General features: G+C 67.6%; 28 protein-coding genes. 17 read left to right on the top strand and 11 right to left on the bottom strand.

Annotated elements, in window-relative coordinates; translation table 11 throughout:
- The first annotated feature begins 7 nt into the window (after window positions 1–7).
- Together ACFWH5_RS07400 and ACFWH5_RS07405 are read left to right on the top strand one after the other, a co-directional pair.
- Complete coding sequence (locus ACFWH5_RS07400; RefSeq protein WP_378833417.1) at window positions 8–622, top strand: glucose-6-phosphate isomerase family protein; 615 nt, start codon at window positions 8–10, stop codon at window positions 620–622.
- A 62-nt stretch (window positions 623–684) separates the two neighbouring features.
- Complete coding sequence (locus ACFWH5_RS07405) at window positions 685–1047, top strand: VOC family protein (protein ID WP_378833418.1); 363 nt, start codon at window positions 685–687, stop codon at window positions 1045–1047.
- 22 nt (window positions 1048–1069) lie between these two features.
- Here the strand turns inward: ACFWH5_RS07405 and ACFWH5_RS07410 are convergent, their stop codons facing one another.
- Together ACFWH5_RS07410 and ACFWH5_RS07415 are read right to left on the bottom strand one after the other, a co-directional pair.
- Window positions 1070–2047, bottom strand: coding sequence for an acetylxylan esterase (locus ACFWH5_RS07410; protein ID WP_378833420.1), 978 nt, complete (start codon window positions 2045–2047; stop codon window positions 1070–1072).
- Window positions 2048–2084: 37 nt separating this feature from the next.
- Window positions 2085–2624, bottom strand: a complete 540-nt coding sequence (locus ACFWH5_RS07415; RefSeq protein WP_378833423.1) for a CGNR zinc finger domain-containing protein — start codon at window positions 2622–2624, stop codon at window positions 2085–2087.
- Between the two features lie 39 nt (window positions 2625–2663).
- Here ACFWH5_RS07415 and ACFWH5_RS07420 point away from each other — a divergent pair, with 39 nt between their 5' ends.
- The gene (locus ACFWH5_RS07420; protein WP_378833425.1) at window positions 2664–3626 is read left to right on the top strand and encodes a DMT family transporter; all 963 of its coding nucleotides are present in this window, start codon (window positions 2664–2666) and stop codon (window positions 3624–3626) included.
- Between the two features lie 206 nt (window positions 3627–3832).
- On the opposite strand, the gene ACFWH5_RS07425 is transcribed toward ACFWH5_RS07420, so the two are convergent.
- A complete protein-coding gene (locus tag ACFWH5_RS07425; RefSeq protein WP_378833428.1) occupies window positions 3833–5284 on the bottom strand; it encodes a DUF222 domain-containing protein in 1452 nt (483 codons plus the stop codon).
- Between the two features lie 374 nt (window positions 5285–5658).
- Complete coding sequence (locus tag ACFWH5_RS07430) at window positions 5659–6243, bottom strand: TetR/AcrR family transcriptional regulator (RefSeq protein ID WP_378833430.1); 585 nt, start codon at window positions 6241–6243, stop codon at window positions 5659–5661.
- A gap of 139 nt (window positions 6244–6382) precedes the next feature.
- Between ACFWH5_RS07430 and ACFWH5_RS07435 the strand changes: the two genes are divergently transcribed.
- From ACFWH5_RS07435 to ACFWH5_RS07460, 6 genes are all read left to right on the top strand, one after another.
- Window positions 6383–7900, top strand: coding sequence for an MFS transporter (locus tag ACFWH5_RS07435; RefSeq protein ID WP_378833433.1), 1518 nt, complete (start codon window positions 6383–6385; stop codon window positions 7898–7900).
- 15 nt (window positions 7901–7915) lie between these two features.
- A complete protein-coding gene (locus ACFWH5_RS07440; protein ID WP_378833436.1) occupies window positions 7916–9088 on the top strand; it encodes an FAD-dependent oxidoreductase in 1173 nt (390 codons plus the stop codon).
- A complete protein-coding gene (locus ACFWH5_RS07445; protein WP_378833438.1) occupies window positions 9079–9735 on the top strand; it encodes a hypothetical protein in 657 nt (218 codons plus the stop codon). Before ACFWH5_RS07440 ends, ACFWH5_RS07445 begins: the two co-directional genes overlap by 10 nt.
- 11 nt (window positions 9736–9746) lie before the next feature.
- Window positions 9747–10292: a hypothetical protein gene (locus tag ACFWH5_RS07450; RefSeq protein WP_378833441.1), complete on the top strand. Its 546-nt coding sequence runs from the start codon at window positions 9747–9749 to the stop codon at window positions 10290–10292.
- Window positions 10293–10339: 47 nt separating this feature from the next.
- Window positions 10340–11698: a flavin monoamine oxidase family protein gene (locus tag ACFWH5_RS07455; protein ID WP_378833444.1), complete on the top strand. Its 1359-nt coding sequence runs from the start codon at window positions 10340–10342 to the stop codon at window positions 11696–11698.
- 278 nt (window positions 11699–11976) lie between these two features.
- Window positions 11977–12864, top strand: coding sequence for an aminoglycoside phosphotransferase family protein (locus ACFWH5_RS07460; RefSeq protein ID WP_378833446.1), 888 nt, complete (start codon window positions 11977–11979; stop codon window positions 12862–12864).
- A 190-nt stretch (window positions 12865–13054) separates the two neighbouring features.
- Here ACFWH5_RS07460 and ACFWH5_RS07465 read toward each other — a convergent pair whose 3' ends face one another.
- Complete coding sequence (locus tag ACFWH5_RS07465; RefSeq protein WP_378833448.1) at window positions 13055–13666, bottom strand: hypothetical protein; 612 nt, start codon at window positions 13664–13666, stop codon at window positions 13055–13057.
- Between the two features lie 230 nt (window positions 13667–13896).
- Between ACFWH5_RS07465 and ACFWH5_RS07470 the strand changes: the two genes are divergently transcribed.
- The 3 genes from ACFWH5_RS07470 to ACFWH5_RS07480 all read left to right on the top strand — a co-directional run bounded on the left by ACFWH5_RS07470 (window position 13897) and on the right by ACFWH5_RS07480 (window position 15355).
- On the top strand, window positions 13897–14361 hold the full coding sequence (locus ACFWH5_RS07470; protein ID WP_378833450.1) for a GNAT family N-acetyltransferase: 465 nt from the start codon (window positions 13897–13899) through the stop codon (window positions 14359–14361).
- 290 nt (window positions 14362–14651) lie between these two features.
- Complete coding sequence (locus ACFWH5_RS07475) at window positions 14652–14834, top strand: hypothetical protein (protein ID WP_378833452.1); 183 nt, start codon at window positions 14652–14654, stop codon at window positions 14832–14834.
- On the top strand, window positions 14831–15355 hold the full coding sequence (locus ACFWH5_RS07480; protein WP_378833454.1) for a putative glycolipid-binding domain-containing protein: 525 nt from the start codon (window positions 14831–14833) through the stop codon (window positions 15353–15355). The genes ACFWH5_RS07475 and ACFWH5_RS07480 overlap by 4 nt, the downstream gene beginning before the upstream one ends.
- 96 nt (window positions 15356–15451) lie before the next feature.
- Here ACFWH5_RS07480 and ACFWH5_RS07485 read toward each other — a convergent pair whose 3' ends face one another.
- From ACFWH5_RS07485 to ACFWH5_RS07500, 4 genes are read right to left on the bottom strand one after another with little or no spacing between them, the layout of a single operon-like run.
- Complete coding sequence (locus ACFWH5_RS07485; RefSeq protein ID WP_378833457.1) at window positions 15452–16219, bottom strand: ABC transporter permease; 768 nt, start codon at window positions 16217–16219, stop codon at window positions 15452–15454.
- Window positions 16216–17001 (bottom strand): ABC transporter ATP-binding protein, encoded by a 786-nt coding sequence (locus tag ACFWH5_RS07490; RefSeq protein ID WP_378833459.1) that lies wholly within the window; start codon window positions 16999–17001, stop codon window positions 16216–16218. The genes ACFWH5_RS07485 and ACFWH5_RS07490 overlap by 4 nt, the downstream gene beginning before the upstream one ends.
- On the bottom strand, window positions 16998–17369 hold the full coding sequence (locus tag ACFWH5_RS07495; protein WP_378833462.1) for a DUF1048 domain-containing protein: 372 nt from the start codon (window positions 17367–17369) through the stop codon (window positions 16998–17000). The genes ACFWH5_RS07490 and ACFWH5_RS07495 overlap by 4 nt, the downstream gene beginning before the upstream one ends.
- Before the next feature lies 1 nt (window position 17370).
- A complete protein-coding gene (locus ACFWH5_RS07500) occupies window positions 17371–17727 on the bottom strand; it encodes a PadR family transcriptional regulator (RefSeq protein ID WP_378833464.1) in 357 nt (118 codons plus the stop codon).
- A gap of 183 nt (window positions 17728–17910) precedes the next feature.
- Here ACFWH5_RS07500 and ACFWH5_RS07505 point away from each other — a divergent pair, with 183 nt between their 5' ends.
- From ACFWH5_RS07505 to ACFWH5_RS07520, 4 genes are read left to right on the top strand one after another with little or no spacing between them, the layout of a single operon-like run.
- Window positions 17911–18588 (top strand): GntR family transcriptional regulator, encoded by a 678-nt coding sequence (locus ACFWH5_RS07505; protein WP_378833465.1) that lies wholly within the window; start codon window positions 17911–17913, stop codon window positions 18586–18588.
- Complete coding sequence (locus ACFWH5_RS07510; RefSeq protein ID WP_378833468.1) at window positions 18585–20114, top strand: MmgE/PrpD family protein; 1530 nt, start codon at window positions 18585–18587, stop codon at window positions 20112–20114. The genes ACFWH5_RS07505 and ACFWH5_RS07510 overlap by 4 nt, the downstream gene beginning before the upstream one ends.
- The gene (gene prpB / locus ACFWH5_RS07515) at window positions 20114–21016 is read left to right on the top strand and encodes a methylisocitrate lyase (protein WP_378833470.1); all 903 of its coding nucleotides are present in this window, start codon (window positions 20114–20116) and stop codon (window positions 21014–21016) included. Before ACFWH5_RS07510 ends, prpB begins: the two co-directional genes overlap by 1 nt.
- A gap of 3 nt (window positions 21017–21019) precedes the next feature.
- Entirely contained in the window at window positions 21020–22210 is a 1191-nt protein-coding gene (locus ACFWH5_RS07520; RefSeq protein WP_378833472.1) for a bifunctional 2-methylcitrate synthase/citrate synthase, read from the top strand.
- 86 nt (window positions 22211–22296) lie between these two features.
- On the opposite strand, the gene ACFWH5_RS07525 is transcribed toward ACFWH5_RS07520, so the two are convergent.
- A complete protein-coding gene (locus ACFWH5_RS07525; RefSeq protein ID WP_378833475.1) occupies window positions 22297–23148 on the bottom strand; it encodes an NAD-dependent epimerase/dehydratase family protein in 852 nt (283 codons plus the stop codon).
- A gap of 80 nt (window positions 23149–23228) precedes the next feature.
- Window positions 23229–24248 (bottom strand): LacI family DNA-binding transcriptional regulator, encoded by a 1020-nt coding sequence (locus tag ACFWH5_RS07530; RefSeq protein WP_378833477.1) that lies wholly within the window; start codon window positions 24246–24248, stop codon window positions 23229–23231.
- 164 nt (window positions 24249–24412) lie between these two features.
- Between ACFWH5_RS07530 and ACFWH5_RS07535 the strand changes: the two genes are divergently transcribed.
- Complete coding sequence (locus tag ACFWH5_RS07535; RefSeq protein ID WP_378833479.1) at window positions 24413–25708, top strand: extracellular solute-binding protein; 1296 nt, start codon at window positions 24413–24415, stop codon at window positions 25706–25708.
- The last annotated feature ends 136 nt before the right edge of the window (window positions 25709–25844 follow it).

The raw sequence follows: 25844 nt of genomic DNA on the forward strand, positions 1-25844 counted from the left end.
GTCATTCGTGAGCATCCCATCCGCCGTCGACACCCCCGTGTCGCTGGAGATTTCGCCGGACGGCGGCATCGTCGGCCGCACCCGCCGCTACGAGAAGTTCCTCGGCGACATGGCGGGCGTGTACCGCGACGCTGCCGCGTGGCAGTCGTCGGTCGCCGAGCGGGGCGCCGATGAGCTCATCTACTGGGTCGACGATCACCGCTACCAGGAGGGGCCGGGTGCACTCATCGTCGGAACGAGCACACTGCTGCCCGGCCGCATCGGCGAGGAGTTCGCGGTCACCCGCGGCCACCTCCACGCCGTCGCCGACCGGGCCGAGCTGTACCACTGCCTGAGCGGGCGGGGTGTCATGCTCATGGAGACGCTCGACGGCCGCTCCGTCGCCATCGAGCTCACGCCGGGCAAGGCCGTGAACGTGCCGGGGCACTGGATCCACCGCAGCGTGAACGTGGGGGACGAGCCGTTCGTGACCCTGTTCTGCTACGCGGCGGATGCCGGGCAGGACTACGAGGTGATCTCCGCCGCCGGCGGCATGAAGAACCTCGTCGTCGCGGACGGCGACGGTTGGATGCTCGCGCCCAACCCCGACCACGTCGGGTATCGGCAGACGGACGCCGACTGACTCTTGTCCTTTCCTCGACCGAGGCGCAGAATTGCCGCGTCGATCGACGGAAGGACAAGGGAATGGCACACGGCGACATCACGCACATCGACATCCCGGTGAGTGACATGGCGAAGGCGAGCGCCTTCTACTCGGGGCTCTTCGGCTGGAACATCGCCGAGATGCCCGGCTTCGAGGGCTATCCGATGTGGTCGGCGCCCAACGGCATCTCGGGCGGCGGCCTCGCGCCGCGCGACGCGGACTTCACCCAGCCGCGTTCGTATGTCGAGGTCGACTCGATCGACGACACGATCGCCGCGGCGAAGGATGCGGGCGGCACTGTGGCGATGGAGAAGCAGTCCATCACCGACACCAGCTCGTGGGCGGTCATCGTCGACCCCGACGGCAACCGCATCGGGCTGTTCGAGGGCGTCGTCGGCGGCTGAACGACGACCGGCGACCGGCGCTTCAGCGCCCGTCGATCAGCCGCTGAAGGTGCGCGACGCCGTCGCGGCGGGCATCGACGGTCACCCTGCCGACACCGGGGTACTCCGCATGCCCGGCCGGAAGGACGCACAGCTCGAGGTCGGCGACGGCGTTGGCGACGGCGAACTGCCCCTGCGGCGGCACATGCTGATCCCACAGCGCCGCCTCCACCCGCACCGGCACGCGCAGTAACAGTGCCGCCGTCGAGGAGTCGAACAGGCGCAGTGGTTCGCGCAGCGCCGGATGCTCGAGAACCCGCGTGCGCTGGCTCTCGCCGCTGCCGAGGCACGGCACCGCCATCCGGAGGTCGTACTGCCCGAACGTCGGAACCACGAAGGTCGCTCCGATGCAGCGGTCATCCCACGGAGCGGCGAGGGCGCCGATGCCTCCGCCGAAGCTCTCACCCACGTAGTACAGCGGCACGTCGCCCACGAGTTCCAGCAGGGCGTCAGCGGCCAGCCAGAGATCACGGGCGCAGAGCCCCACGACGTACCGATCGGGGTCCTCCAGCCCGGCGACGACGTGCTCGTCCCTGACGGCGGGCGCGCCGACGCCGGTGTTGAGGCTGCCGAGCCCCCGTGCGACCGGGAAGATCGCGGCGGCATCCATCGGCACGCGGTGGAGCTCGACACGATCGCGCCCGCCGTAGCCATGGCTGTGCACGACGCCGATGCGTGGGACGGTCTCGAGTGGCTCGACGAGCCATGACCGCAGGCGCACGCCGTCGGCGCTGCCGTGCTCGATCAGCGAGATGCGCCTGCCCCTGTGCTCACGGCTTGAGAGCACGACCGGCGCCGCCGGAATCGCTCGCGCGGCGTCCCGCCAGCCCGACCAGCGTTGCGCGAAGTCGGGGGAGGGCGGCACCGGCCGTACGGCGCGCAGGGTCTCGAGGGTGTAGCCGTAACTGCCGTCGAAGGCGGCATCGGGGAACCAGACGTCGAAGGGGGCGGGGAGGTTCATGCGGTGCGCGTCGTCCTGTCGGTGTGCGTGAGGTCGGTCAGCGAGTGGCGCTGCGGCGTGCCCGATAGGCGGCGACGGCGTTGCGGTTCGCGCAGGTGGTGGAGCAGTAGCGCTTGGAGCGGTTACGCGACAGGTCGAGGGCGATCGCCTCGCAGTCCGCGTCGGCGCAGACGCCGATGCGGCTGCCCTCGTCCATGCGGATCACGTCGATGAGTGCCATCGCGGTTTCCACGAGGATGCGCTCGGCGAGCGGGTGGTCGTCGGTGACGGCGTGCAGGTGCCAATCGAGGCCGTCGTGCGTGGTCAGGCGCGGCGCGAGGTGCACCTCGTTCAGCGCGCGGTTCACATGCTGCGCCATGTCGTCGCGCGGGGCGAGCAGCATGGTGCGCAGCGATGGCCGCAGCTCGCGCAGTTCGCGCAGCTCGACCTCGTCGCGGTCGATGCGTCCGGAGTACGGGTTCGCCGCGAGGAAGGCGTCGAGGTCGTCCTGGGTGGCGAGGGTGTCGGGCTCCTCGGCCGAGTTCACGAGAGCGACGGCGGAGCGCAGCGCATCCTCGGTGTCACTGGTGAAGATCATCTTGACATGTTACCGCGAGGCGGCATAGCGTCATTCCTCATGAGGCGTTTGGCAAATGACACTCCGTTGAAGCCGCGTGCGGGGGCGGGTCTGCTCGTGGCTCTCGGCGCGGCCTTCTCGTTCGGGATGTCGGGTGCCTGGGCGCGGGGACTGATCGATGCCGGTTGGACGCCGGGGTCGGCGGTGACGGCCCGAATCTGGGTCGCCGCGCTGGTGCTGCTCGTGCCGACCGTGATCGCGCTTCGAGGGCGCTGGGGCGCGGTGCGCCGCAACGCCGGGATGGTGATCGCGTACGGCCTGCTCGCCGTCACCGCCACCCAGCTGTTCTACTTCCAGGCTGTCGCCGTGATGGATGTCGGCATCGCCCTCCTCATCGAGTACACCGCGCCGGTCGCCGTCGTGCTGTGGCTGTGGATCAGGCGCGGTGAGCGGCCGACGGCGCGCAGCATCCTCGGAGCCGTCATCGCCTTCGTGGGTCTCGTGCTCATGCTCGACGTGCTCACGGGAGCCCGCGTCGATCTCGGCGGCATCCTGTGGGCGCTCGCCGCGATGGTGGGCGCGGCGTCGTACTTCGTGCTGTCGGCCCGTGCGGACACGGGGCTGCCGCCGATCGCGCTCGCAGGTCTCGGGCTGATGCTCGGTGCGGTGGGACTGACGATCGCCGGAGTGGTCGGCATCCTGCCGATCGAGTGGAACACCGGGGACGTCGCCTTCCGGTTCGGAACCCTGCCCTGGTTCGCGCCGGTGCTGGCGATGGGGGTGCTGGCCACCGCGTTGGCCTACAGTCTCGGCATCGCGTCGACTCGGATGCTGGGTTCGCGGCTCGCCTCGTTCGTGGCGCTCGCCGAGGTCATCGCGGCGATGCTGTTCGGCTGGCTGCTGCTCGGTCAGCTGCCGGGGCTTGTGCAGGCGCTGGGCGGGCTGCTGGTGCTCGCGGGCGTCGTGCTGGTGAAGCTCGGCGAACCGGTGGCCGAGCCACGCCCGCTGCCCGTGACGGTGTGAACGGGCTCGCCGGGTACCGGGTCGCGAGGAGCGGGGTCGCCGGGTACCGGCACGCACGCATCTCGAGATGATCTCCTTCGAACGGGCGGCGTACGGGCATATGTGCGGGCGAGTGAGTCGAGGGAGTTCGTCGGCTTGCCGCACGGGCATGCCGCCGCGCGGCCACGCGGGCCCACGCGCGTTCGCTCCGACGGCAGGGCCCGCGTTCAGAAGGGTGTGAGGTGTCGGGGTGGTGGGTTGGCCCAGGGGTCGTCGGGTGGTTCGGTGTCGGGGGGTGGGTCGGTGTCGGTGAAGGTGACGGTGTTCTGGGCTGGGGGGTGGTCGATGTAGACCCGGCCGGTGGGGCTGGTCCATTCCAGCAGCCCGTCGGGGAGTTGTTCGACGTGCCAGGGGGTGTGGTGTTTGAGGATGTGGTGGCGTCGGCAGAGGGCTTCGAGGTTTCGTTCTTCGGTCGCACCGCCCAGGGCCGCGTCTTGGGTGTGGTCGAGGTCGCTGCGCCGCACGGGCATCCCGCAGCAGACGAACCGGCAGCGTTGGTCGCGGGCTCTGAGGTGTCGTCGCAGGGATTCGCCGGGCCGGTAGCGGTCCACGGCGAGCAGGCCCCCGGTGATCGGGTGGGTGAGCACCCGGTCCCACCCGGTGGCGGCCCCGGCGAGCAGACGGGCGGTGGCGGGGTCGATCGGGCAGCGCCCGTCCAGTTCCGGTGCCGGTGTGCCGGCATCCTCGGCACCCATCAGGGTCAGTACCGGCACGGTCACGCTCACCTGCCCGCTGATCGCGGCGAGCAGCCCGTCGGGGGTGTCGTGCCCGGCCGGGGCGCCGGTGAGCAGCAGGTCCAGGGCCAGATCGGCACGCATCTGCGACAGCGTCCGCGGATCCTCGACCGGACGCGTATCGGCGAGGTCCTGCGCGCCCGAGCTTCCCCCGCCCGGGTGTGCCGCCGCAGGCCCGAACGACACACCCGCAGCACCTGACCCGGCACCCTCAGCACCGTCGGGTCGCTCAGTGCCGTCGGTGTTCGTGTTCGGCTGACCGCCCGCCAGGTTCGTCTTGGCCATGGCGGTGAGCCGGTCGAACACGCCATGCACGAGCACCGCCGGGCCGCGCACGCCGAGTTCGGCCATCCCGTCCGGGACATCCGTCACCCACACCGCGCGCTTGTGCCGGGCATCCTCATGCCGCTCCTGCAACGACCGCGCCTGATACTGCTCCGCCAGACGGGCGGCGATCGGACGCAACCGGTTCGGGGACTCGTGCTCCGCGAACTCCAACACCCGCACGCTGTACGCCTGGCGCGCCGCCGGATCCTCCAGATAATCCCCGGCATCCACGATCACCCGGGCATGCCCGGCACTGATCCGCCCCGCACCCTGCGCCTGCCACACCACCGGGAACCGGTCGACCTTGACCTCCGCATCCGACATCCGCCGCTGCACCGTCCGGTCACTGACCCGCAGCACCGCCCCCAACTCCGCCGCCACCGACCGAACCGTCAGATCCACCTCATCCACATCCCCGGCAGCCGCCATCGCCCACCGCGACGCCAACGCCAAAGCCCCATCCCGGGCCGCCTGCAAACTGCCCAGCGTGCGCTCGATGCACTGCACCAGATCGACCAGCTCATCGAGCGTGGCCACCTGCTCCGCAGAGACATCCATCAACGCCGCCATACCCCCAGTACACCAGCAGCCACCGACATTCGAACCCCAGATCCGGCGCCGAAAAGCCGTCACAGAATCACGGATGCATAACGACCACGAACCGACCCATCGTGCGGTTCGTTTCGCGCCGATCGTCGTCCGATCTCACGAAAGTGTCGGCGTCTCACAAAGGCTGTCGGACCGTGTCACGAGGGCGACGGAGCCTCATGAGAAGCGTCGGACCAGTTGTGGGGGGCCGGAGCCATCGCCCGCGCCGGAAGCGAACGTTTCTGGCGGGGATCGATGCTGTTGCCGGGGAGGCGCCGCCACTGAACGTTCGCCGGAGATGGTTCCGGTGGAGGTTTCCCGTGCACTGTGGCAGATGTCGGAGTCTAGAGCTCGTTGAACTCGCCTTTGTTTGCGAGGTGCAAGAGGGTCGTGCGTGCCTGCTCGACGGCGGCTGGCGTTTCATCTCCGTATGCGACGGCGGCTGCGATTCCTTCGGCGGCGCGGCGGACGACCATGATGCGGGCCGCATCCAATCCGTCGGCTGCAAGGTTGTCGTCCCACCATTGAGCGTCGGTGCTGGTGATCTCGATGACTTTGGGTATCTGGTAGATCCCGGCCCATGTGGGTGCGGCCGTGAAGTACTGCATCATCGCTTCGGAGCCCGAGGTCATGGCGCGTACGTAGGCGCGGAGGAGCTTCCCTGGTTCGTTCTCGGACAGGTCGAGGTGGCTCATGACGTTCTCGCGGAGTTGCTGCTGCGCGTCTTCGACGAGCGCGACGATGAGAGATTCCCGGTTCGGGAAGTGGTGCTGCAATCCACTCTTCGAGACGCCGGCACGCTTGGCGATGTGGTCGAGGGAGACGCCGGTGCCCCGTTCAGCCATCGCCTCCGCGGCGGCGGCGAGGACCGCAGCCCTCGTGCGCTCCGCGTTTCGTGTTGCGCGCTCCGTGAGCCCAGTGCTGGTCATGCGAACTCCGTTTCCGTGGCGGCGACTCCGCCTTCGATCGTGCCGAGGAGGATCCACCGTCCTCGTCGATCCTGACGAAACCCTTATAAAAGTCTACCTGGCTTTTTCAACCGGCCAAGTAGCCGGTAGCGTGTGTTCTGTGACTTCAACGACTTCTTCTCCCGTGACGACGCGCAGCTGGGCGGCGCTGGGTATCCTCACTCTCGCGGTGCTGCTCCTCGCGATCGACGGAACCGTGCTCGCGCTCGCCGTTCCCGCGCTCACGGCGGACCTGAACCCCACGGCGACACAGCTGTTGTGGATCGGTGACATCTACTCGTTCGCGCTCGCAGGTCTGCTGGTGACGATGGGTAACCTCGCGGACCGGATCGGTCGCAAGCGTCTGCTGTTGATCGGTGCGGTCGGGTTCGGGCTCTCATCGGTACTTGCGGCTTTCGCGCCGACGCCGGAGATGCTGATCCTCGCCCGCGCCATCCTCGGCATCAGCGGGGCGACGATCATGCCCTCGACGCTCGCCATCGTGCGAAACCTGTTCGCCGATCCAGCGATGCGCACCCGCGCGATCGCGGTGTGGGCTGCGGGTGCGACAGCGGGTGCAGCAGTCGGCCCCATCGTGGGCGGCGCGCTGCTGGAGCACTTCCACTGGGGGAGCGTGTTCCTGATCAACGTACCCATCATGATCCTCGTCCTGGTCGGCGGGATCTTCCTGCTCCCGGAGTCGAAAGATCCGAACGGCGCTCGTATCGATCTGCTTTCCGCGGTGCTGTCGTTCGTCGCGATCGTCGCGGTCGTCTACGCGATCAAGCACATGTTCGCGAAGGGCTTCGACTGGAGCGTGCTGGTCGCGGTGCTGCTGGGCCTTGTCGCCGGCTGGTTGTTCCTTCGCCGCCAGCGCACTCTCGCGCAGCCGCTCATCGACATCTTCCTGTTCCGCTCACCCGCGTTCAGCGGTGCGGTCGTGGCCAACACCGTGTCGATCTTCGCGTTCGTCGGTCTGCTGTTCTTCTTCTCCCAGTACTTGCAGCTGGTCCGTGGCCTCGGACCCCTGCAGGCGGGACTGACCGAACTGTCAGCCACTGTCGCCTCGATCGTGGTGATCGCTTTCGCCGGATATATGCTCGGCAAGCTCGGCCGAGGCCGTGCGATCAGTGTCGGCCTCGCACTCGGCGCCGTGGGCCTGGGCGTGCTCGCTCTTGCGGAGGGCATGCCGGGCCTGGTCGGCATCATCATCGGCTTCGCCATCGTCGGATTCGGTGCGGGCCTGGCGATGACTCTCACCACCGACGCGGTCGTCAGCGCCGCGCCGCGAGAGCGCGCCGGCGCCGCATCCTCCATCGCGGAAACAGCCTACGAGCTCGGCGCGGCGCTCGGCATCGCCGTCCTCGGCTCCATACAGCTCGCGCTGTATCGGTGGAACCTCCCTCCTCTCGCGGATGCAGAGATCAACGGAGCCGTGAACGAATCCCTCGCCACCGCCGTCTCCCAGCTCGACACGGGCCGCACTGAGGTGCTCGCCGCGATCGAGCAGGCGCAGCATGCCTTCACCGTCGGCATGCAGTGGACATCCGTCATCGCCGCGATCCTGCTCGTCATCGCCGCTGTCATCGCGTGGGTCGCCATCCCGTCCCACAAGGGACGCACTCCCGTCGAGCACTGACCTCAGGAGCCCAGCATGAAGATTCTCGTCGTCGGAGCAGGCATCGCCGGAAGCGGCGTCGCCTACATGCTCGCCCACGACGGACACGACGTGCGGATCATCGATTCGGTCGACAAACCGCACTCCGGCGGCTACCAGATCCTGTTCGACACGGTCGCGCTGCGCGTCATGCGTCAGATCGGTGCGCTGGGCATCGTCACCGACCTCAGCACACCGACCGCGACCGTCACCGTTGCCCGCGGTCAGAAAGAACTCTTCCGCATTCCGATGAGCGGCTACCGGTCGGCACGGCGGGGAGACCTGGTCGGCGCGATCTCTCAGTACGCCGCTCGCCGCGTCCCTACCACCTTCGGCCAAGAACTCACGGGCATTCAACACACCCGGGAAGGCGTGAACGCGCACTTCGCCGATGGGAGCACAGAGAGCTTCGACCTGATCATCGGAGCAGACGGACTCAACTCCACCGTTCGACGGCTTGCCGTCGAGATCGACCGCTCATACCTCTACGAGAACGGGCGGCACAACCTGTGGGTGAACGTTCCCGGACGGATTGCAGGGACCACAGAAGCCGCGATCCTCCTCGGCGGCGGGCTGGGCGCGCAGGTGTTCCCCTACACCGACCGCGACCAAACCCTCGTACTCACCTCGTTCAATCTCGGACCCGGACGCTTCGCAGGTGCCGAACTGCTGCCCCGCGCGGCGGAACTGCTCAGAACGGCCGGACCGAAGTTCGCACCCTTCATCGAACACGTCGAGAACGCATCCCCAGACAGCATCCGCACGACCCGGTTCGCGCAGATACGAGCACCGCACTGGCATGCGCGCAACATCGTGCTGATCGGTGACGCCGCCCACTGCATCGACCCGCTCTCAGGTGCCGGCGCTCACGGGGGCTTGGTGGGTGGTGCGATCTTCGCCGAAGAACTCCGACGCACCCCCGCCGATGTCGCCGGCGCCGCAACCCGATATCGACGCAGACTGCGGCCCTTCGTGCGAGCCGCGCAACTGCTCACCGCTGGAGTGCTCGAGCGGGCAACCGCACGGGGACTGCGCGAGAAGCTCTCCGCGGATCGCTCCCTCCTCGGATCAGCTCTCAGCGTTCGCCGTGCCGATGTACCCCGGCGCAGTTATGCCACAGCCAATCCGGCGCAGCCGATCGAGGGAGAGCGGAGTACTCCATGGATCTGAACCTAGAAGACTCGACCGTGCTGCTGCTTGGCGTCGGCGACGAGCTCGACCGGGCGGTGCTGCGCACCCTCGCCTCCGAGGGAGCGTGGACGTACGCCACCACGCCCAGCACGTCCACAACCGACCTCACCCAGCACGGCGGCACGTCCAGCCACTGGGTCAGCGTCGAGGACGACGTCAACGTGTTCACCGTCCTGCGGATCAAGAACTTCCTCCATGCTCGGGGCCGTCCCGCGACCGCGGTCGTGCTCCACGTCGACGTCATCAACAGCCTCGCCGCTCGCGGCCCTGTCCGGTGGTGGCGGTTCCGCTCCGAAGCCAAGAAGGTCATGCGCTCCGCCGCCGACGTCCTCGGCGGCGCCGCACCCTCCCAAGACCAATCGCTGCTGCTGCTGTATCAACTGAACGACGAATCCGAGCTGGAGCTGGCGTCACGGTGGCTGCAACGCACGATGTCGGCCATCACCAAACGCGCCCGCGCCGGCGCCCGCGTGAACAGCATCCTCGTCGGTCCCGGCGGTGTGGACACCAACGCCGCCGCGATGATCACCGTGCTCTGCTCACCCGTCAGCCAGCGCATCACCGGTGCTCTGATCCCCATGGATGACGGCGCCCTCGCCCGCGACTTCGCGCAGTTCGACTTCTGAAAGCCACCATCATGACCAACCGACACGTCGTCATCACCGGTTCCGCTGCCACCGACCTTCACGATCTCGCGATCGTGCTGCGTCAGCGTCGCCTTCCCGTCACCGTCCAGATGCACCTCGGCGAGCTGCCCCGCAACCCGGTGACCATGCTGATCATCGCGGAGACCTTCCAGGCAGGCATGGATTGGGCCCGATGGTGGGAGCAGGACACTCGCACCCGACATGCTTTCGACAAGACCCTTCCGCGCCTCGCCCCCACCGGCCACGGAGTTCTGCTGGGACTCTCCGATACGGACGAGGCGTCGGCGCGCGATGAGATCCGCGCCGGTATGCGCAGTCTCATCGGTGCCTTCTCGTCGCATGCCGCATCCGTGGGCGGTGTGGATTTCGTGATGAACGGGATCGAGGTGCCACCGAGTCACGATCCCGTTCTCCTCACAAGGCGTCTCGAGGAGCATGCCGTCCGTAGCAGGCTGCTCGCTGATCATTTCGTGATCGCGTACGAAGACCTCATCGAGCAGACCGTGGCCCAAGCCACCACCACCGATTTCATCTGACCGCACAACGACAGCAGCCCGTCAGCCGCTGAGAACGGAGCACACCCGTGAACACCACCTTGACCGGATCCTTTGACGTCGTCATCGTCGGCGCTGGCCTTGCCGGACTCACCGCCGCTGATCAGCTGACCCAACAGGGGTATGACGTCGTCGTCCTCGAAGGGCGGGACCGCGTCGGCGGCCGCATCCGCACCACCGAGATCGCCGGCGTCCCCGTCGACGCCGGTGCCACCTGGGTCGCCCCCGACCACGACGCCATGCATGCCCTCATCAAACGATTCGACGGACAAACCGTCCCGCAGTTCCACGACGGCAAAGGGGTGATCTCCTTCAACGGACGCCGCAAACCAGAAAGCCTGACCGCACTGGCCCCCTGGGTCGCGCTCGACATCGCACGAATCATGAACGCGCTGCAGAAGATCGTCGACACCCTGCCCGTCGCGGACACGTGGAAGCACCCGAAAGCGCACGAGTACGACGCGATGTCCCTGGGCGAATGGCTCACGTCCAAGCGAGCACTCAAAGGCACGCGCAAGTTCATCGCAATGGTGAGCACGGTCCATTGGGGTGCGCCACTCAGCGACATATCGCTCTTCAACGCGCTGCGCTACATCAAGACATTGGGAGGGCTGGAGCACATGCTCGCCGTCGAAGGCGGCGACCAGCAGGATCGGATTCTCGGAACGGTCCACTCCCTTGTCTCCCGATTCGCTGAGACTCTCGGACACCGGGTCATCGTCAACGCACCCGTCCGCAAGATCACGACCGACGGCGACCACGTCACCGTCGAAGCCGGCGACGAGATCATTCAGGCGCGCCGCGTCATCGTGACGGCAGCACCCTCGCACCGGTCCGCGATCGAGTTCGCGCCGCCCCTTCCCGAACAGCACTACGGGCTTTCTCGAAGCTGGCGACTCGGGGCGCTCAGCAAGGCGTTCGTCGCCTACGACAGACCCTTCTGGCGCAGCGAAGGCCTCTCCGGCGAAGGGGTCTCCGACGATGAGACCGTCTTCCTCACCTTCGACGTCAGCCCCGGCCCCGACGGCCCCGGCATCCTCATGGTCTTCTGCGACGCACGAGGATTCGACGGGTACGACCGCGACGAACGTTCACAGCGCGTCATCCGCCACCTCATGCACCTCTACGGAGACGAGGCGAAACGCATCATCGGGTACGAGGACTTCTCCTGGGGCACCGACACTTTCGCCCCCGGAGGACCCAACCCCGCGGTCGGACCGGGTGTGTGGACCGCCTTCGGACGGTTCCTGCGCGAACCCGTCGGACTCACCCACTGGGCGGGCACCGAAACAGCCGACCAGTACTCCGGCACCATGAACGGCGCGATCCTGTCCGGACAGCGAGTCGCCACAGAGGTCGCTTCGCGACTCGGCGTTCCGAAGAAGTAACGCCGACGGCGTGACGGGGGCGCGCACGTCCGTGCCCCCGCCACGCCGCACCCTCATCGCCCAGCGCGACCGACGCCCAGGTGCTGAACCTCCGAGTCCGACGAATCGTCATGCTGCACAGCATCCTCAGCTTCTTCTACAACGCCCTCGTCGTCGCGGTGGCGTTCCAGGTGCTTCAACAGATCATCCGCGGTTGATCGACGGCACTCCCGCGGCGCCCGTGCCCGACGAGTGGCGCAGTTGCAAGACACGGGGCCTCTTCCGACTAGCGTGGCGGGATGAGTGTGCCCTTTCCCAGCCGCCCCGCGATCAACGAAGCGTTGGTGCAGAGTCTCGTGCGAGAGCAGTTCCCGCAGTGGGCGGCTCTACCTGTGAGGGCTATTGCGGATGCGGGGAACGATCACCGTATGTTCCGCCTCGGGGAAGCTCTGATTGTTCGTCTCCCAGCGGCTGCTGCCTATATTCCGCAGGTTCGGAAGGAGCAGGAGTGGTTGCCAAGGCTCGCGCCGCAGCTGCCGCAGCCGATCCCGAGCGTCGTTGGTTGTGGACGGCCGAGCGAGACTTTCCCGGCACCGTGGTCGATCTACCGTTGGATCGAAGGTCGCCGACCAGACCCTGCCCACCTGAGCGGCGACATCGCGACGGCTGTCGACCTCGCATTGTTCCTGACCTCGTTGCGCCGAGCGGATGCTACAGATGGCCCGGCGCCCGGGTTGCACAGCGCCTATCGCGGTGCGCCTGTGACGCATTGGGACGACGAGGTGCAAAGTCGATTCTCCTTGCTCGACGTGCGGGAACGAGACCGCGCCGCCGCGCTCTGGCGCAGCGCAACGTCGACTCCGGAGTGTGAACCGTCAGTGTGGGTTCACGGCGACGTCGCAATCAATAACTTGGTCGTTGACCGCCGAGGGGCGCTTTCGGCCATGATCGACTTCGGCTGCTCCGCCGTCGGCGACCCCGCCTGCGACACCGTGATCTATTGGACCCAGTTCCGCGGACCAGCTCGACGCGCTTTCCGATCCACCCTCGAACTCGACGATGCAACATGGGCGCGCGGGGCGGGATGGGCCCTCTGGAAAGGCCTCATCATGCTGACGAACACCGCGCCGGGCCAAGCGGCCTTCGCTCGTCGCGTGTTGGACGAAGTACTGGAGCTGGATCAGTAACGGCATCGCGTCGAGCAGTTCTCACCCATTCGGGCAGACCTGATCCCGAGCCCCGCATCAGTCAATCCCGGCGCCGCCAGAAACGATCATTTCTGGCGAGCCGGTCGTAGTGCGTGACTTGAGCCATCACAAACGTTCGCCGAATCGAGGCGCTAAGCGACGCCGCAGTTACTCAGCGCTTGCGCGTAGTTTAGCGCGGCCAGTAGAGTCGAGCGCGAGCGGCGAGTGTCGGCACCCTGCTCGCATCGATCTTCACGCGCGTCTCATCGATGCCGAGCGTCGGCCATTGCATGACCAGCTCGATCGCCCCGGCTGGCGGCAGAGGCCATAGCCACAGGTGGTCCGCGGAGGCGTATGTGCTCTCTCCTCCGCCGCCTCCTTGCTCCTGACGGCTAAGGGTATGCCCCTTGGGTTCGATCATCGGATCGCTGCTACCGAAGAACGGGGATGCGTCGGTCACGATCTTCTCACCGTCTGCGAGCACGACCCCGAATCGCAGCCGACCGGCTACGTCGACGAGACCACCGTACGACATGTGCCCCATGAACGCGCCGCACAACTCATTCCACTCCGCCAGGGGGAGCCCCTTTCGGCGGAGACGCCGCTCCACCCGGAGCTGGACCCCCTCGCGGTGAACTTCGATCCCCACGAGTGCGATCGCGACGTGGTCTGTCACAGCCAGGAGCTCCGAGACGGGTAACAGGACAGGCATCTCGTCCTCGGGTGCCTGCCACCAGCGCGGCTGCGACGATTCGGTCTCTTCCGGTTCAGGGATCGCGGGGTCTGGCGGAAAGAACGGCATGCAGCCAGCCCACCATGCCCGCTTCCGACTCCGCAAGGGCAGCGTGACCCGGGCTCCTCGCTGGCAGCTTCCAGCTCCGGGATCCGCGCATCGAGCTGAAGGCCGTTGATCGCCCGCCCGGAAACGATCGTTTTTCGCGTGAGTCGTCCGTATGGTGTCAGGATCATCGCCGCCAACGCTCCCCAGAACTGCCATTCGGCAGACGATTTCGGCGCTCAGCCGCCTGCTCCATGGGCTGTGTTCATGTTCCGCCTGCGCCGACGTACCGCAACCGATTGCAAAGCGGTTGTCAGCTGGATCCCCGACCCAGACGCCCTTTACCTATTCACGGGGCCCCGACTGCGTTGGCCTATGGACGCCGTGCAGCTATCCGAGATGGAAGATGCTGGATATACGGATGGACCCTTGTCGAGGAAGAATCGGACGAGGCGCTCGGGCATTTTGATCTGACAATCGACGGTGAGGTCGCTCGCATCGGTCGCGTGTGTATCGATCCGACGCGCAGAGGGCAGGGCCTCGCGCATCTTCTCGTCGGCTTTGCGATAGACCGGGCGAGATCGCTCGGTGCGTCAGAGTTGCGACTGAAAGTGAACGTCGGCAATGACGCCGCGATACGAACGTACGAGCGTGCGGGGTTCACGACCGGTCCACGTTCGGATCGACCCGACGTGCGCGTAATGACCCGAGCGCTGTAGCGCTCAGGAACGAAGAGGCAGGACGCCGAACGGAGCTCCCTGTCCATGCCCCCGCCGACATCGATCGTTTACGGCAGCTTGACGGTTTCGGTTCGAATCACGCTCGGCACGCCGTGAAGCAGCTGCCGAAACACCCTGCCGAAACCGATCCCGCCGAAACGGTCCGCCGGACGTTTCCGGCGGCCCGTGAAGACACCTGCCCGAACGCAACCAGCGACAGCTTTCGCGGAACAGAGCGCCGTCTCGAATGGCCATTCGTGTGATCCGGTGCCGTTCGATAACGTCAGATCATGTTCGCGCTCGGTGTGCTCGCGGCCACGGTCGGGGCGGTCCTGTTCCATGTGTCGTTCGGCAGGACCTTGCGCGCGAATCGCGCGGTTCGTGTCCCGTTTCACCGGAATGCGGCCATCGTGCCGCCGGCTTCGACAGCGTTGCGGGCGGCCGGTGCCGGCCGCGCTGAGGAGCCGACGTGACCACGATCGTCTGGAACGGTATCGAGAGCCGCACTCAGGAGACATGCGAGATCGGTACGGACGAGAGCGGCGTGCGAGTGCAGAGCGTGATCCGGCGCGGCGGCATCCTGTGCTCCTACACGCTGCACGCCACGCAGGGCTGGACCTTCGCGGGCATCACGGTCCGCGTGGGGGAGCGCGTGCTCGATGTGCGCCGCACCGCTGACGGGTGGGAGATCGCCGGACGTCGGCGCGACGATCTGCGTGAGGCACACGAGGTCGACATCTCGGCATCCCCGCTCAGCAACACCCTGCCGATCCGACGGCTGCGCCTCGCCGTCGGCGAGAGTGCCGACATCATCACCGCGTACATCCGCGTGCCGGAACTCGACGTCGTGGCCGATCCGCAGCGGTACACCCGGCTCAGCGAGTACGAGTATCTGTACGAATCCCGCGACTCCGGCTTCCGCCGCACCCTGACTGTCGACGACGAAGGTCTCGTCGTGGACTATCCGGGGCTGTTCGCGCGCGCCGCTCAATGACCGCCGGCCCGGGCAGATCCCCGGGCCGACGACGAAGCCCCGGATGCGACCGAGGTCGGCATCCGGGGCTTCGAGGCGCACTTCGCGGTCGCGCACTCAACCGATCCGCCGGCGGTAGGCCCGCATCGCGAAGGCATAGGCGACGACGAGGATGCCGACGCACCAGGCGAGCGCCACCCAGATCTCGCCGCCGACCGGCTCGCCGGCGAACAGCGCCTGAATCGTGTTGACGATCGAGGTGACGGGCTGGTTCTCGGCGAACCAGCGCACCGGCCCCGGCATGGTGTCGGTCGGCACGAACGCCGAACTGATGAACGGCAGGAAGATCAGCGGGTACGAGAACGCGCTCGCGCCGTCGACGGTCTTCGCCGAGAGGCCCGCGATGACGGCCAGCCAGGTGAGCGCCAGCGTGAACAGCCCGAGGATCCCGATCACGCCGAGCCACTCGAGGGGGCCTGCGCCGGTGCGGAATCCCATCAGGAACCCGACCGCGAAGATGATCGCGAGTGTGATGCCGTTCGCGACGAGTGAGGTGAGCACGTGCGCCCACAGCACGCTCGACCGTGCGATCGGCATGGAGTGGAACCGCTCGAAGACACCTCCCTGCATGTCGGTGAACAGCCGGAACGCCGTGTACGCGATGCCGGAGGCGATCGCGATGAGCAGGATGCCGGGAAGCAGGTAGTTCACGTAGCTCTCGGATCCGATGCTCTGCCGCAGCGCCCCTCCGAAGACGAACACGAACAGCAGCATCAGGGCGATCGGGGTGACCGCCGTGGTGATGATCGTGTCGGCGCTGCGGAAGATGTGCCGCATCGAGCGGCCGGTCAGTACGGCGGTGTCCGCCATGAAGTGCGTGCTCATGCTGCATCCCTTCTCTCGTTCTCCGTCGTGGACGACGGTCCGACCAGCTGGAGGAAGATCTCCTCGAGGGTCGGCTGCTTCTCGACGTACTCGACCTTCGCGGCAGGCAGCAGCTGCTTGAGCTCGGCGAGTGTTCCGTTCGCGATGATGCGCCCCTGATGCAGGATCGCGATGCGGTCGGCGAGCTGCTCGGCCTCGTCGAGGTACTGCGTGGTGAGCAGCACCGTCGTGCCGTTGCCGGCGAGCTCCTTGACGACGTCCCACACCTCGATGCGCGCCTCGGGGTCGAGGCCGGTGGTCGGTTCGTCGAGGTAGATCACCTCGGGGTCGCCCACGAGGCTCATCGCGATGTCGAGCCGGCGGCGCATGCCACCGGAGTAGGTGCCCGCCTTACGTGCGCCCGCCTCGGTGAGGCGGAACCGCTTCAGAAGATCGTCGGCCACCCGACCGGGGTCGGGCAGGTGGCGCAGCTTGGCGACGAGCACGAGGTTCTCGCGCCCCGAGAGGATCTCGTCGACGGCGGCGAACTGGCCGGTGAGGCTGATCGACTCGCGCACCCTGAGCGGTTCGGATGCCACGTCGAAGCCGCGCACGGATGCCGTCCCGGCATCCGCCTTGAGCAGCGTCGCGAGGATGCGCACCATGGTGGTCTTGCCGGCGCCGTTCGAGCCGAGCAGGGCGAAGATGCTGCCCCGCTCGACGTCGAAGTCGACGCCGCGCAGCACCTGCAGATCCTTGAAGGACTTCTCGATGCCGCGCACCGAGATCGTCGGGGTGGTCATGAGTGGTTCTCCTTCTTCTTCGCACTCTCCATCGCCTCGATGAGGCGGGTGCGTTCCTTATCGATCCAGCGCGCGCCGCCGTACGACTGCGCGAACGTCTCGGCGAAGTCGACCGGGTCATCGCCGACGATCTCGCTCACCGGCGTGCCGTCGATCGCCGCCCGCTCCCACAGGTCGGCGAGATCGACGAACATCTGCACCAGGGTGTCGCCGTCGGTGATGCCTCCGTAATGGAGCAGATACCGGTGCATCGCGTTCGCCGCGGAGCGGTGCGGTTCGTTCAGCGCTTCGATCCGCGCCTTGGCGTTCTTGTACTGCTTCTTCTGCTCGAGCGGTCCGGTCAGCGCTTCGATCCACTTTGCGGCCATGTCAGTTCTCTCCTTCAGGGATGAGTTCGGTGTCGTTCGGGGTGTGGAGCTGTTCGATGCGCTCCGTGAGGAAGCTCCAGGTCCTCCAGAACTCGGCGAGCTCCTGCTCGCCCTTGGCGTTCAGCGTGAAGACTTTGCGCGGCGGTCCCTTTTCGCTGGGAACCTTCTCGATGTCGACGAGGCCCTTCTGCTCGATCCGCACGAGGAGCGCATACACCGTGCCCTCGGCGATCTCTTCGAAGCCTCGATCGCGCAGCTGCGTGGTGATCTCGTATCCGTACGCGGCTCGACCCGCGAGCAGTGCGAGCACGATGCCCTCGAGAGTGCCCTTGAGCATCTCGGTCATCTGCTTTCCCATGGTGACCTCCTTCCACTACTCAGTGTTGCTGGCTACTAGTACTCAGCGATGTTGACTACCACTACATAGTACTACTGAGTAGCCGGAATGCAAGCCCAGGAGCGAAGAAGTTTTATGTATACCTAGACGGCATCGAAGGCATTGTTCCTCGCGCATCTGCTCATTTGTGTATACGCTGACGACATGACCCTTGCCGTCGAGCCGATCCGTGCGAGCGAGCGCGCCTACGCGGTCCTGCTCGATGAGATCCAGTCCGGGGCACTGCCGGCGGGGGCCGTGCTGGCCGAGGTCGAGCAGGCGGAGCGGCTGGGCGTGAGCCGGACACCGCTTCGCGAAGCGCTTCGGCGGCTCGCCGCCGACGGCATGGTGGTGCAGCAGTCGCCGCGCGTCACCGTGGTCGCCGCCCTCGATGCCGACGACATCCGGGCGCTGTTCGAGATCCGCCGGGCGCTCGAGGAGACCTCGGCCCGGCTGGCCGCGATGCGCGGTGATGCGACCGCCTTCGCCACCCTCGCCGACGGCTTCGGCCGCGTCGACCTGAGCCGTGCGGCGGGACGAGACGCCTACTACGCGTTGATCGCCCGCCTCGACGCTCAGCTCGACGTCTCGCACGGCAACGACTACCTCACCTCGGCCCTGCGCACCGTGCGTACGCACCTCGTGCGAGTGCGCCGCATGGCGCGCGACAAGCCGGAGCGGCTGGCGGCATCCGCATCCGAGCATCTGCTCATCGCACGCGCCCTCGCGGCGCGCGACGCCGACCTCGCCGCCCACGCCACGCACGTGCACCTGCACAACGCCCTGACCAGCATCCTCGCGTCTCTGGATCAGCAGAGCTCGCATCCGGAAGGAACGAAATGACCGTCACCCATCACGTCCGCGTCCACCGCAGCGAAGAGGAGCTCCCTCGCGAAGAGCAGCTGGCATGGAAGATCGCCGAGGTCGCCGTCGACCCCGTGGAGGTCGAGAGCGAGGTGGTCGAGATGATCATCAATCGCATCATCGACAACGCGTCGGTCGCGGCGGCATCCCTCACCCGCGCGCCGATCGTGGCCGCGCGGGCGCAGGCCTTCTCGCACCCCGTCTCGACGGGCGGAGCGGGAGCCACGGTGTTCGGCGCGAAGCTCGCCGAACGCACCAGTCCCGAGTGGGCGGCGTGGGCGAACGGCGTCGCCGTGCGCGAGCTCGACTACCACGACACCTTCCTCGCGGCGGAGTACTCGCACCCCGGCGACAACATCCCGCCGATCCTCGCGGTGGCACAGCACGCCGGGTGCGACGGTCGCGCGCTCGTGCGCGGCATCGCCACCGGCTACGAGATCCAGGTCGACCTCGTGCGGGCCATCTCGCTGCACAAGCACAAGATCGATCACGTCGCCCACCTCGGCCCGTCGGCCGCCGCCGGCATCGGCACGCTGCTCGGCCTCGACGCCGAGACCATCTACCAGGCCGTCGGTCAGGCACTGCACACCACCACCGCGACGCGCCAGAGTCGCAAGGGCGAGATCTCCACCTGGAAGGCGCACGCTCCCGCCTTCGCCGGCAAGATGGCGGTCGAAGCCGTCGACAGGGCCATGCGCGGGCAGACCTCGCCGTCACCCGTCTACGAGGGGGAGGACGGCGTGATCGCCTGGATGCTCGACGGCAAGGACGCGTCCTACGACGTGCCGCTCCCCGCGCCGGGCGAAGCCAAGCGGGCCATCCTCGACACCTACACGAAGGAGCACTCGGCCGAGTACCAGGCGCAGGCGCTGATCGACCTGGCGCGTCGACTGGGCACCGAGCATCCCGAGCTGAGTGACCCGGCGAATATCGAGAGCATCGTGATCCACACCAGCCATCACACGCACAACGTGATCGGCTCGGGCGCGAACGATCCGCAGAAGTACGACCCGACGGCGTCGCGCGAGACCCTCGATCACTCGATCCCGTACATCTTCGCCGTCGCCCTGCAGGACCGCACCTGGCACCACGTCGACTCGTACGCCCCGGAACGTGCCGGTCGCGCCGACACCGTCGAGCTGTGGCGCAGGATCACCACCGCCGAGGATGCCGAGTGGACTCGCCGCTACCACTCGATCGACCCCGACGAGAAGGCGTTCGGCGGACGCGTGGTGATCACGCTCGCGAACGGCGAGACCATCGTCGACGAGATCGCCGTCGCCGACGCCCATCCCCTGGGTGCACGCCCGTTCCGTCGGGAGGAGTACATCCGCAAGTTCCGCATTCTCGCGGACCCCGTGCTCGACGCGGCCGAGATCGAGCGCTTCCTGGCACTCGTGCAGCGTCTGCCCGAGCTGACGGCGGCCGAGGTGGCCGAGCTGTCGATCGTCGCGAGGCCCGGCGTGCTCGCCTCGGCGTCCGAGGCTCCGAAGGGGCTGTTCTGATGCTCTACTCCTCCACTCCGGCGCACGAGAAGCGGCGGCTGTTCCGCGAACGCCTGGCCTCCGGCGAGCTGCTGCGCTTTCCCGGCGCCTTCAACCCGCTGAGCGCGCGGCTCATCGAGCAGAAGGGGTTCGAGGGCGTCTACATCTCGGGCGCCGTGCTCTCGGCCGACCTCGGCCTGCCCGACATCGGCCTGACCACGCTCACCGAGGTGGCCGGCCGGGGCCAGCAGATCGCGCGCATGACCGAGCTGCCGGCGATCATCGACGCCGACACCGGTTTCGGCGAGCCGATGAACGTCGCCCGCACCATCCAGACCCTCGAGGATGCCGGGCTCGCCGGCGCCCACATCGAGGACCAGATCAACCCCAAGCGCTGCGGTCACCTCGACGGCAAGGCCGTGGTCGACGAGCAGACCGCGCTGAAGCGCATCCGCGCCGCCGTCGACGCGCGCCGCGACGAGAGCTTTCTCATCATGGCGCGCACCGACATCGCCGCCGTCGACGGTCTCGAGGCGGCGAAGGACCGCGCCAAGGCGCTGGTGGATGCCGGTGCCGACGCGATCTTCCCCGAGGCGATGCGCTCGCTCGACGAGTTCGCGGCGATCCGGGATGCGGTCGACGTGCCGATCCTGGCGAATATGACGGAGTTCGGCAAGAGCGACCTGTTCTCGGTCGATCAGCTGCGCGACGTCGGGGTGAACATCGTCATCTGGCCAGTCTCGCTGCTGCGCATCGCCATGGGCGCGGCGGGGCGTGCGCTGGATACGCTGAATGACGAGGGGCATCTGACCTCGAAGCTCGGCGAGATGCAGCACCGCGCCGACCTCTACGACCTGATCGACTACGAGTCGTACAACCGGTTCGACTCGGGCGTCTTCAACTTCACCATCACGAAGGAGTGAGCAATGGCTGACACCGACATCAAGAAGGGCCTGGCAGGCGTCGTCGCCGACGAGACCGCGATCAGCAAGGTCAACCCCGAGACGAACAGCCTGCTCTACCGCGGCTACCCGGTGCAGGAGCTGGCGGCGACCCAGCCCTTCGAGGCCGTCGCGTACCTGCTCTGGCACGGCGAGCTGCCGACCCCGGAGCAGCTGGCCGAGCTTCGCGCGACCGAGCGCGCCCATCGCGCGCTCGCCCCGGAGGTGAAGGAGGCCATCGACCGGCTGCCCCTCGACTCGCACCCGATGGACGAGGTGCGCACCGCCGTCAGCGTCATCGGCGCGATCGAGACGGCGGGTTCGGGCAACGTGCTCGACGCCGTCGGCACGCCCGAGCAGAACCTCGAGCGCAGCCTGAAGCTGTTCGCCGCACTGCCCGCGATCGTCTCCTACGGTCAGCGTCGCCGGCGCGGGCAGGAGGCCGTCGAGCCGCGCGACGATCTCGACTATGCGGCGGACTTCCTCTGGCTCACCTTCGGTGAGGAACCGGATGCCGTGGTCGTCGACGCCTTCAACCGATCGATGATCCTGTACGCGGAGCACTCGTTCAACGCCTCGACGTTCACCGCGCGGGTGATCACGTCGACGCTCAGCGACCTCTACTCGGCCGTCGTCGGCGCGATCGGAGCGCTGAAGGGCCCGCTGCACGGCGGCGCCAATGAGGCCGTGATGCACATCTTCGACGAGATCGACTCGGCCGACCAGGTCGTGCCCTGGCTCGACAAGGCTCTCGCCGAGAAGCGCAAGATCATGGGCTTCGGCCACCGTGTCTACAAGCGCGGCGACTCGCGAGTGCCGACCATGAAGGCAGCGCTCGACACCCTCGTCGAGCACTACGACCGCCCCGATGTCGCCGAGCTGTACGAGACGCTCGAGAGCGAGTTCGTCGCGCGCAAGGGCATCTACCCGAACCTCGACTACCCGTCGGGCCCGGCGTACAACCTCATCGGCTACGACACGCTCACCTTCACCCCGCTGTTCATCGCGGCGAGGATCACCGGCTGGACGGCGCACATCATGGAGCAGCAGGCCGCGAACGCGCTCATCCGGCCCCTCTCGGCCTACAACGGACCCGACGAGCGTCACATCGCGGAGTACGAGCCCGACACCGCAGCCATCGAGGTGCTGGAGCGACCGGAGGAAGCCGCCGGCTGACGCTCGCGAACCTCGCCTCGCTGCCGCACACCTCGGCCGCCGATGCCGTGGCCACCGGCACGCACGGCTCGGGGTCTGCCGGCTCGCTACGGCCGAACGTGAGCGCGCCAGGAGTGCTGTGGGTCGAACCCGAGCACCTCGCGGGCGTGGTCGATGGAGAGCAGGGTCTCGTTGTCTCCGACCTTGCGGTTCACAGGCACGCCGGGGAAGACCTCGGCGATCAGCTCGGAGTTGGGCCGCGACATGACCGTGTCCGCCGCAGCGATGATGAACCGGTCGAATCCGGGTTCTGCGACCTCCAGCGCCCGCTGCACGGCCTGCGCACCGTCGCGCGCGTCGAGGTAGCCCCAGAGATTCCATTTGCGAAGGGCGGCGTCACCGTCGAACGACGGGAACTCGGCGTAGTCCTCCGGCACCATCACGTTCGAGAATCGCAGGGCGGTGATCGACACATCGGGATGCCAGCGCACCAGTTCGCGCGCCAGCTGCTCTTCGAGCGTCTTCACCAGCGAGTACACCGATTCGGGGCGAGCCGGATACTCCTCGTCGACGGGAATGTAGGGCGGCGGCACGTCGAACGGCAGCCCCAGCACCGTCTCGCTCAACGCGTAGACGATGCGCCGGATGCCGAGCCGCACGGCCGCCCAGAAGACGTTGAACGTCGCCGGCATGTTGTTGTGGAAGGTGGCGACATCGCTGCGGATGCCCGGGGCGGGAACCGCGCCGAGATGCACGACGGCGTCGATGCCGGCATGCCGATCGCCCACGGCGGTGAGCGCGTCGACGACCTGCCCGTAGTCGGTCAGGTCGACCTGCACGAAGTCGTCGGCGCGAGCGCCCACGACGTCCATGCCGATCACGTCCCAGCCGTTCGCGCGCAGCTCGCGAGCGACGACGGTGCCGAGCTTTCCGGACGAGCCGGTGAGTGCGATGCGCATGATTCGAGGGCCTTTCGTCGGGGTGATTTCTGCAATGCTGGCTGGCGACGGTGTCATGACGGGGAGGTGACGCTGGGCGCTCAGCGGCGGGCGATCGTCGACCCGCGGATCACCAGGCGCACGGGCATGCGCTGCTCGCCCGCGGCGCGCTCTTTCCCGTCGATGGCGGCGAACACGAGCTCAGCGGCCCTGCGGCCGAGCTGCTGCAGATTGGCGTCGATCGAGGTCAGCCCCGGTCGCGAGTTCTCCGCCAGCAGCTCCCAATTGTCGTACCCGATCACCGCGAGGTCGTCCGGCACGGTGCGGTCGAGATCGCGCGCGATGTCGAGCACGCCGCGGGCGATCTGATCGGATCCGCAGAAGATCGCGTCGATGTCCGGATGCTGTCGCAGCAGCATCGCGCCGGCGTCCCGACCCCAGTGCTCGGTCCACTCCGAGAACATCGGCTCGCCGACCATCGCGAGACCAGCATCGGACAGAGCAGCGCGCGCGCCGGCGAGCCGATCACGGGCCGCCGCATAGGAGGGGTCGCCGCTCACGTGCGCGATGCGGGTGCGGCCGCAGGCGATGAGATGCTCCACGGCGAGCCGGCCGCCGGCGACATTGTCGGGAGTGAGCGACACGTCACGGGGGTCGTCCGATGGCGCGTAGGCGTACACCACGGGTACCGGCAGCTCCTGCCCGAGCGATCGCCGCGGGTCGGTCTGCCTGCCCACCACGATGATGCCGTCGACCCGGCGGCTGAGCAGCTCGCGCAGATGATGCTGCTCGCGGATCGCATCGCCTCGCGCATCGCAGAGGAAGACGTTGACCCTGCCCTCGCCGAACGCGTCCTCCGCTCCCATCAGGATCGGGATCATGAACCGGCCCTCGAGATCGCTGGTGAGCAGTCCGACGGTGCCGGTGCGCCCGGCCAGCAGACCGCGCGCCATCACGTTCGGGGTGAAGGACATCTGCTCGGCGATGGCGAGCACCCGGGCCTTGGTCGAGGCGGCGACGTCGTTTCGGTCGTTCAGGGCCTTGGACGCCGTCGAGATCGACACGCCCGCTGCGCTGGCGACGTCGCTGAGCGTCACCGCACGGCCCGTGCCATCGGTCATCGTCGTTCTCCTCTCCGATGCTGAAAGGTTATCGGACTCATGCTTGACCGGCCGCATCTATTCGCGCTATATATGAACGAAAGGGTTTTCGTAGCTTTCGAGAGAGACCCTCGGCGGTGCAAGCCACAGCATCCGCTCGAAGATGAGCCAGAGGAGAACATCACATGCACACCACCGGAAAGCGTCGCCTCCTGCGCGGCGCCGCCGCGCTCGTCGCGGCGGGCATGCTCGCCGGCGGCCTCGCCGCCTGTGCGCCGACGGCAGACGACCAGCCGGCGGAGCCGATCACGGCCGACGGCAGCGACGACGGCTCGACGCTCACGCTCTGGACTCGCGCCCCGCTGGAGCGTCAGGCCAAGCTGCTCGTCGAGGCGTACAACGAATCGCACGAGAACCAGGTCGAGCTGACCGTCGTGCCGAACGACGACTACGTCGCCAAGGTGGGCGCGGCAGCCGGCTCCGGCGGCCTGCCCGACCTGTTCGCCGCCGACATCGTCTACGTCCCGAACTGGGTCGAGCAGGGTCTCTTCGCCGACATCAGCGAGCAGATCGGGGGCCTCGACTACAAAGACCAGATCAACAAGGGCCATCTCTCCGCCGGCAGCCTCGACGGCAAGGAGTACGTGCTGCCCTTCGTGCTCGACCTCTCGATGCTGATGTGGAACAAGGAGCTGTTCACCGAGGCCGGACTGGATCCCGAGAAGGCGCCCGCCACCCTCGACGAGTTCGCCGAGGCCGCCGAGAAGGTGCAGGCGCTGAACAAGCCCGACACCTACGGCACCGCCACCGGTTTGAACTGCGGCGGTTGCCTCGTGTTCACCTGGTTCCCGTCCATCTGGGCATCCGGCGATCCGGTCATGAACGATGACGGCACCGAGGCGCTGCTCGCGAGCGACTCGGCCAAGGCCGTCTACGAGACCTGGAAGGGCCTTGAGGACGCAGGTGCTGTGCTGCCCAGCTCGACCGACGAGGCCGGCCCCACCTGGACCGCGGCGTTCAGCGAGGGCAAGGTCGGCGTCATGCCCTTCCCCGCGACCCTGCTCTCGTCGCTCGAGTTCGACGCCGGTGTCGCCGGCATCCCGGGCGTGGACGGCGGCGTCTCGACCTTCGTCGGCGGTGATGGCATCGGCATCTCGAAGGACTCGAAGAAGGCTGCGCAGGCGTGGAACTTCCTGAGCTGGATGATGTCGGAGGACGCCCAGGTCGGCGTGCTGGCTGAGGATGACAACGCGGTGTCGCGTGCGGACCTGGCTGACAACGAGTACTCAGCGAAGGACCCGCGCCTGGTGACCATCAACGAGGTGGCTTCGCAGGGCGACACTCCCGTCGCGCGCAACTTCCAGCAGGCGTTCAACGCCCCGGGCAGCCCGTGGCTGACGCTCATCCGCAACGCCGTGCTCAAGGACGGCGACTCCGTCGACGCGGACAACGACGAGATCACGGCCGTCCTCGGCCAGTGATGACGAGGGGTGGGGGGGCCGGCGCGCCCCCCCCCCCCCCCCCCCCCAACCCCCCTGGTTTGAGGGTTCCCCCACCCCCGACGCGCCCCCCCCCGCGGCCGCGCGCCGCCCCCCGCGGGGCCCCGCCGAACGCGGA

It is taken from the genome of Microbacterium sp. NPDC058345 (assembly GCF_042723855.1).
In the GTDB taxonomy this organism is placed as follows: Bacteria; Actinomycetota; Actinomycetes; order Actinomycetales; family Microbacteriaceae; genus Microbacterium.

Excerpts from the sequence above, each read along its gene's own strand:
- ACFWH5_RS07510 (WP_378833468.1), top strand. The coding sequence starts at position 18,585 with ATGACCGTCACCCATCACGTCCGCGTCCACCGCAGCGAAGAGGAGCTC.
- ACFWH5_RS07445 (WP_378833438.1), top strand. The coding sequence starts at position 9,079 with ATGGATCTGAACCTAGAAGACTCGACCGTGCTGCTGCTTGGCGTCGGC.
- ACFWH5_RS07405 (WP_378833418.1), top strand. The coding sequence starts at position 685 with ATGGCACACGGCGACATCACGCACATCGACATCCCGGTGAGTGACATG.
- ACFWH5_RS07530 (WP_378833477.1), bottom strand. The coding sequence starts at position 24,248 with ATGACCGATGGCACGGGCCGTGCGGTGACGCTCAGCGACGTCGCCAGC.
- ACFWH5_RS07425 (WP_378833428.1), bottom strand. The coding sequence starts at position 5,284 with ATGGATGTCTCTGCGGAGCAGGTGGCCACGCTCGATGAGCTGGTCGAT.
- ACFWH5_RS07430 (WP_378833430.1), bottom strand. The coding sequence starts at position 6,243 with ATGACCAGCACTGGGCTCACGGAGCGCGCAACACGAAACGCGGAGCGC.
- ACFWH5_RS07410 (WP_378833420.1), bottom strand. The coding sequence starts at position 2,047 with ATGAACCTCCCCGCCCCCTTCGACGTCTGGTTCCCCGATGCCGCCTTC.
- ACFWH5_RS07520 (WP_378833472.1), top strand. The coding sequence starts at position 21,020 with ATGGCTGACACCGACATCAAGAAGGGCCTGGCAGGCGTCGTCGCCGAC.
- ACFWH5_RS07415 (WP_378833423.1), bottom strand. The coding sequence starts at position 2,624 with ATGATCTTCACCAGTGACACCGAGGATGCGCTGCGCTCCGCCGTCGCT.
- ACFWH5_RS07490 (WP_378833459.1), bottom strand. The coding sequence starts at position 17,001 with ATGACCACCCCGACGATCTCGGTGCGCGGCATCGAGAAGTCCTTCAAG.
- ACFWH5_RS07450 (WP_378833441.1), top strand. The coding sequence starts at position 9,747 with ATGACCAACCGACACGTCGTCATCACCGGTTCCGCTGCCACCGACCTT.
- prpB (WP_378833470.1), top strand. The coding sequence starts at position 20,114 with ATGCTCTACTCCTCCACTCCGGCGCACGAGAAGCGGCGGCTGTTCCGC.
- ACFWH5_RS07465 (WP_378833448.1), bottom strand. The coding sequence starts at position 13,666 with ATGCCGTTCTTTCCGCCAGACCCCGCGATCCCTGAACCGGAAGAGACC.
- ACFWH5_RS07500 (WP_378833464.1), bottom strand. The coding sequence starts at position 17,727 with ATGGGAAAGCAGATGACCGAGATGCTCAAGGGCACTCTCGAGGGCATC.
- ACFWH5_RS07440 (WP_378833436.1), top strand. The coding sequence starts at position 7,916 with ATGAAGATTCTCGTCGTCGGAGCAGGCATCGCCGGAAGCGGCGTCGCC.
- ACFWH5_RS07535 (WP_378833479.1), top strand. The coding sequence starts at position 24,413 with ATGCACACCACCGGAAAGCGTCGCCTCCTGCGCGGCGCCGCCGCGCTC.
- ACFWH5_RS07475 (WP_378833452.1), top strand. The coding sequence starts at position 14,652 with ATGTTCGCGCTCGGTGTGCTCGCGGCCACGGTCGGGGCGGTCCTGTTC.
- ACFWH5_RS07485 (WP_378833457.1), bottom strand. The coding sequence starts at position 16,219 with ATGAGCACGCACTTCATGGCGGACACCGCCGTACTGACCGGCCGCTCG.
- ACFWH5_RS07420 (WP_378833425.1), top strand. The coding sequence starts at position 2,664 with ATGAGGCGTTTGGCAAATGACACTCCGTTGAAGCCGCGTGCGGGGGCG.
- ACFWH5_RS07505 (WP_378833465.1), top strand. The coding sequence starts at position 17,911 with ATGACCCTTGCCGTCGAGCCGATCCGTGCGAGCGAGCGCGCCTACGCG.
- ACFWH5_RS07460 (WP_378833446.1), top strand. The coding sequence starts at position 11,977 with ATGAGTGTGCCCTTTCCCAGCCGCCCCGCGATCAACGAAGCGTTGGTG.
- ACFWH5_RS07525 (WP_378833475.1), bottom strand. The coding sequence starts at position 23,148 with ATGCGCATCGCACTCACCGGCTCGTCCGGAAAGCTCGGCACCGTCGTC.
- ACFWH5_RS07495 (WP_378833462.1), bottom strand. The coding sequence starts at position 17,369 with ATGGCCGCAAAGTGGATCGAAGCGCTGACCGGACCGCTCGAGCAGAAG.
- ACFWH5_RS07470 (WP_378833450.1), top strand. The coding sequence starts at position 13,897 with ATGGGCTGTGTTCATGTTCCGCCTGCGCCGACGTACCGCAACCGATTG.